Genomic DNA, 6000 nt, shown 5'->3' on the forward strand with positions numbered 1-6000 from the left:
CCTTTACATTTTTAAATAGAATTATTGCTTAAATCCACCGAAAATCTTGTATTTATAAACATTAATATTTATCATAAAAATAGTTTATTTTAGGGAGGTTTTAACGTGGAAAAAGAAAAACTTGGCGTCACAAAAAATGGCGAAGACATCGTTGCATACACACTCATTAACAGCAATGGTATGCAAGCTAAAATCATGAATTTCGGCTGTAATTTACTTGAGCTTTGGGTTCCTGATTCAGAGGGCATTCTTTCAGATGTTGTTCTTGGATACGAAAAGCTAGAAGACTACTTTGTAAATGGACCAGGCTTTGGCTGCTGCATCTGCCCTAACGGCAATCGTATCGGTGACAGCAAATTCACTCTTAACGGTGTAGAATACAAGCTTGATGCAAACGACGGAAAGAACAACCTTCACTCAGGCTTCAACCCAATGCACAAACGCATCTGGGATGTTGAATCTGTTGATGACAACCACATTACATTCACTTGCCACAAGGCTGACATGGAATGCGGTTTCCCTGGTGAAATGGATATTACCATCACATACACACTTGGTGAAGACAATTCACTTCGCCTTGATTATTCAGGTATCTCAGATGTTGATACAATTTTCAACCCAACTAACCACAGCTACTTCAACTTAAACGGACATGACACTGGCTCCGTTATGAACCACATTGTATGGATCGATGCAGACAAGTACACTCATACTGATTCTGAGTCTATCCCTCACGGTGAATGTCGCGAAGTAAAAGGCACTCCAATGGATTTCACAACTCCAAAGCCTTTAAGCCGCGACACTGATGCAGACTATGATCAGCTCAACTGGGCAGGCGGTTTCGACCACAACTACTGCCTCAACAAGCACACTCTAGATGCTCCATCTTGCACACTTGAGGATCCTGAAAGCGGCAGAAAAATGGAAGTTTACACAGACTTACCTGGCGTACAGCTCTATGCTGGCAATTACCTTGATCCATCACAAATCGGCAAGGGTAACGTACCTTACGACAAGCGCTACGGTGTATGCTTCGAGTCACAGTACTTCCCAAATGCCATCAACGTACCTACATTTGAGCAGCCAATCGCACACGCTGGTCAAAAAGCACACTCAACTACCATATACAAATTCCTTTAGGTCGCTGGTTACGCTCTCAAGCCCACCTTCTACATGGTGGGCTTTTTCTATGCCCTTTTTTCTTTCCACGGCCTATCTTAGCTAGCTTTTACAGCACCAACCTTTGATGCCAAGATGGGCCGGAAGCTGGTTTCTTTGGGGCATAGAAAAAGCCCAGGAGACTCGCTCCTGGGCTGGATAATTCTAGGTTTATGCTTATACGAAAGCTTTGATCTGCTTGTAGATGCCTGCTGCGTCGAGCTCGTACTTCTCAAGAAGCTTTACGGCTGGGCCTGACTCTCCGAATGTGTCGCGAACTCCGATGCGAAGCATCTTTGTTGGGCACTTCTCTGAGAGAACTTCTGCTACGGCTCCACCAAGACCACCTATGATTGAGTGCTCTTCAACTGTTACTACTTTGCCAGTCTTTGATGCGCTCTTTACGATAAGGTCAGCATCAATAGGCTTGATTGTGTGGATGTTGATTACCTCTGCATCGATTCCATCCTCTGCAAGCTTCTTAGCTGCCTCAAGTGACTCGTTTACTTCAAGTCCTGTAGCGATAATTGTAAGGTCCTTGCCCTCCTTGAGAACAACACCCTTGCCAATTTCAAACTTGTAATCTGGTCTGTCGTTGATTACAGGTACTGCAAGACGTCCAAAACGAAGGTAAACTGGGCCTTCCATCTTGTATGCTGCCTCTACTGCAGCCTTTGCTTCTACATCATCTGAAGGATTGATGATTGTCATACCTGGGATTGTACGCATAAGTGCGATATCCTCGTTACACTGATGTGAAGCACCATCCTCACCTACTGAAATACCAGCGTGTGTAGCACCAATTTTTACATTAAGGTGTGGGTAACCAACTGAGTTACGTACCTGCTCGAATGCACGTCCTGCTGCGAACATTGCAAATGAAGAGCAGAATGGTACCTTTCCAGTGCTAGCAAGTCCTGCTGCGATACCTACCATGTTTGACTCTGCAATACCACAGTCGATGTGACGCTCTGGGAATGCCTTCTTAAAAATACCTGTCTTTGTAGCCTCTGCAAGGTCTGCGTCTAAAACTACAAGGTTATCATATTTCTCACCTAAAGCAACAAGAGCATTTCCGTAGCTCTCACGAGTTGCGATTTTCTTTACGTCTGCCATTCTTACTCACCAGCCTTTCCCAATTCTTCCATTGCAATTGCGTATTCCTCATCGTTAGGAGCTTTTCCATGCCATCCTACCTGGTTCTCCATAAATGAAACGCCCTTGCCCTTAACTGTCTTCATTACGATAGCTGTAGGCTGACCCTTTGTAGCCTTTGCCTCGTCAAATGCAGCTCTAAGCTGGTCGAAATCGTTACCATCTGCAACTTCTACTACGTGGAAGTTAAATGCTCTGAACTTGTCTGGGATTGGATATGGGCTGTTAACATCCTCGATGCGTCCATCAATCTGAAGTCCGTTGTTATCAACGATTACGCAAAGATTGTCAAGTTTCTTTGCTGCAGCAAACATAGCTGCTTCCCATACCTGACCTTCCTGGATCTCACCATCACCAAGAAGTGTATATACTCTATAGCTCTCGTTTGAAAGCTTTGCAGAAAGAGCCATACCAACTGCAACTGAAATACCCTGTCCAAGTGAACCAGATGAAGCGTCAATACCTGGTGTGTGCTGTACGCATGGATGTCCCTGAAGATGTGAACCAATATGACGAAGTGTCTTTAAATCTTCTACTGGGAAGAATCCTCTCTGTGCAAGTGTAGCGTAAAGACCTGGTGCTGTATGTCCCTTTGAAAGAACAAATCTATCTCTGTCTTCCTTCTTTGGATTCTTAGGATCAATATTCATTTCTTCAAAATAAAGATATGTAAATACCTCTGTTGCTGATAATGATCCGCCTGGATGTCCAGCTTTAGCTGCATGAACACCTTCAATGATGCCCTTGCGAACCTCAGTAGCTGTTTTCTTTAGCTCTTGATTAGTCATTTTTCTCCTCCTAAAAGCTTTTACTTTAATCTAACCTAAAATATTTTACCTTATTTCATCCAAATTGATAAGCATAATATTTTTGATTGCTGAAGAAATTGTAATTGCATTCTCATGGAAACCTGCATTTGAGAATACTAAATAGAATGCATCGCCCTGTCTGTGCAACTGCTTTGTCTTTTCGATAAGTGTTTTTAACTGGGCAACCTCAATAGGTTCATGAGTGTAGTAGCATTGTGCAAATATAGTAGCAGGCTTCTCGTCGCATTTTCCAAGGGAAACTAAATCAAAACCGTCTGTTGTTCCTGCTTCATCGTCATTAACCCACCAGTTTCCTATCTGCTCTACAGTAAATGGTAACTGATTTTTCTCGCTTTTATCAGCAAGATACTCACCACATATTTTGATAAATACGGTTTTCATATATTCGTCTATGTTTGAATATAAAGCATCCCAAAGTCCTGCAATATCGCCTTCCACGTATTTCTCATAATTAGGCACGATATATTTGTACCAGAACAAAGTACTAGTATTAACTATTGAATATCTGGTTTTTTTCCTATTTGTGATTTCTGTAATCGCAGTATCCTTCTTGCATACACCTATTGTCATAAGTGAATTAAGGTAAGGCACTACAACATCCTTTGGTTTTTCAACCTCAGCAGAAATCTGATTTACTCGGTTTAATCCCTTAGCAAGAGCTGTAAGCATGTAATTGTAATATGCCAATTCTCTAAGCTCTGTAGACATAACTGCCTCAGGATTTAATCCAACCTTTGTCTTTTTGTCCAAAAATAGCTTTGTAGTGATGGCCTTGATTCTGTCTTCCTCAGGTACAGAAACAAGCCCATACTCCTGGAAACCATCTACTCCCAGCATATTAGCTACTCTAGCCAAATTATATGGTATTCCACCTGTAATACCATACAAGAACGCTGCTTCCTTAGGGCTAGAATCTGCAAAGAATAAGCATGACTCGTAGAATCCCAAAGGCTCAATAACTAAATCCAAGGAAATATCCTTGGCCCAAACTGCCTTTTTACCTTTAATGTATTTTTCTACTAACATAAAGGCATCAGAGCAAAGTATTAATTTAACAGGTAAATCCTTCCACTCTTCTGCAAAATATTTGTGTAAAGTCTTTTCAAAATCAGGATCTGCCTTAACAATATTTGGATATTGATCAATGATGATAAGCTGCTTTTCTTTTGCAGCTCTCTTAGAAATTTCACCACAGACACCTTCTGCTGTAAGCGTTTTTTTGCTTCCAATTATCTGCGAAATACGCTCTAGCTGATGCTTTGCTGTGGTCTCATATGCATCAAAGAATAATGCATTTTTCTCTTTTGCAAACTCTTGAAGCAAGGTAGTTTTGCCAATACCAATCTGACCAGAAACTACAGCTACAGAAGCTGCTTCCCCATCATAAAAACTATTAAGCTTTTCTAACTCGTTCTTACGTCCTATAAACATAACACCTCTCCTTTGCACACCTTATATGCGCGTGCAAAACCATGGTATCACGTTTCAACTAAGTATGCAATAGAATGACAATTTTTAGTCTGTTTTCAATATCCAAGTGCCAATTGTAATCGTCACTATAAAATTATCTATCTTTTCGCTCTATAGTGTCTTCTATTTTTTTACCTATTAGTGTAAAAAATCTTTTATTTGCTGGTGAATTATTTCCATAAGTCTCTGACGAGCTTCAACAGCAGCCCAGGCAATATGTGGTGTTATTATTAGCTTGTTACTATCCTTAATTCCTCTAAGTGGATTAGTTTCACTCATAGGCTCAACATCAAGTACATCAAGTCCTGCACCAGCAATTACATTATTGTTTAAAGCATCTGCTAAATCCTGCTCATTTATTATAGGACCTCGACCAACATTTATTAAAATAGCATTCTTTTTCATTTTATTTAATGCCACTTTATCAATCATATTTAATGTATTTTCATTAAGTGGAGCATGAATAGAGACAACGTCCGAAGTAGCAAGCAATGTATCAAAATCAACTTCTTTGTATTCAGAATCGTGATTATTACCGCTTGTAGAATAGTAAATTACATTTGCACCAAGGCATGTTGCAATTTCTGCTACTCTTTTTCCAATTGCTCCTAAACCAATAATTCCCCATGTCTTTCCATTAATCTCATTAAAGTGCATATCAAAATGTGTAAATAAGGTATCATTTACATATTTTTCGCTCTTTACATAATTGTCATAGTAGCTTAAATGCTCATATAAATAAAATAATAATGCTAATGTGTGCTGTGCTACAGCTTCTGTGGAATAGCCTGCAACATTTCGCCATTCTATACCTTTTGCTGCTAAATATTCCTTATCTAAATTATTAGTTCCTGTTGCGGTAACGCATACTAGCTTTAAGTTTTGTGCATTTCCAATTGTCTTTTCATTAACTGGAACTTTATTTAAAACGATAATATCGGCATCCTTTGTTCTAATAGCAGCCTCTTCAACACTTGAATAATCATAGGTAATGACTTCACCAAAGTCTTCAAAGGATTTTAAATCTATATCTTCACCAATTGATTTTCTGTCTAAAAAAACTATTTTCATAAGTAATACCTCCTTAAATCTTTACACATTTTAACAAGCAGTTAATAATCTAGCAACCTTTTTAGGGCATAAAAAAACCTCTAGGAATTTCTCCTAGAGGGTAAAAAAAATAGTGCCCAGAGTCGGAATCGAACCAACGACACGAGGATTTTCAGTCCTCTGCTCTACCAACTGAGCTATCTGGGCACAAGCAACAACCAAAGGAAGTCACTGAGTTGCGGGAGATGGATTTGAACCATCGACCTCCGGGTTATGAGCCCGGCGAGCTTCCAGACTGCTCCATCCCGCGATATTAAAAAAGATGGGCGGTGGTGGA

5 protein-coding genes and 2 tRNA genes are annotated in these 6000 nt (G+C 40.1%); 1 reads left to right on the top strand and 6 read right to left on the bottom strand.

Translation table 11 applies throughout. From position 1 onward, the window contains the following. Positions 1-105: 105 nt before the first annotated feature. Complete coding sequence (locus E7276_RS06890) at positions 106-1140, top strand: aldose epimerase family protein (RefSeq protein ID WP_294215504.1); 1035 nt, start codon at positions 106-108, stop codon at positions 1138-1140. 195 nt (positions 1141-1335) lie between these two features. Here the strand turns inward: E7276_RS06890 and E7276_RS06895 are convergent, their stop codons facing one another. The 6 genes from E7276_RS06895 to E7276_RS06920 form a co-directional block, all read right to left on the bottom strand. Continuing rightward, positions 1336-2274, bottom strand: coding sequence for a transketolase family protein (locus E7276_RS06895; RefSeq protein ID WP_294215507.1), 939 nt, complete (start codon positions 2272-2274; stop codon positions 1336-1338). A gap of 2 nt (positions 2275-2276) precedes the next feature. Next, positions 2277-3101, bottom strand: a complete 825-nt coding sequence (locus E7276_RS06900; protein WP_294215509.1) for a transketolase — start codon at positions 3099-3101, stop codon at positions 2277-2279. A 45-nt stretch (positions 3102-3146) separates the two neighbouring features. Then, positions 3147-4574, bottom strand: coding sequence for an ATP-binding protein (locus E7276_RS06905; protein WP_294215512.1), 1428 nt, complete (start codon positions 4572-4574; stop codon positions 3147-3149). 177 nt (positions 4575-4751) lie between these two features. Next, a complete protein-coding gene (locus E7276_RS06910) occupies positions 4752-5684 on the bottom strand; it encodes a D-2-hydroxyacid dehydrogenase (RefSeq protein ID WP_294215514.1) in 933 nt (310 codons plus the stop codon). Positions 5685-5797: 113 nt separating this feature from the next. Then, positions 5798-5870: transfer RNA gene (locus E7276_RS06915), tRNA-Phe, on the bottom strand. 29 nt (positions 5871-5899) lie between these two features. Then, a tRNA-Met gene (locus E7276_RS06920) sits at positions 5900-5973 on the bottom strand. Positions 5974-6000 lie beyond the last annotated feature (27 nt).

The organism is Pseudobutyrivibrio sp., assembly GCF_015057185.1.
In the GTDB taxonomy this organism is placed as follows: Bacteria; Bacillota; Clostridia; order Lachnospirales; family Lachnospiraceae; genus Pseudobutyrivibrio.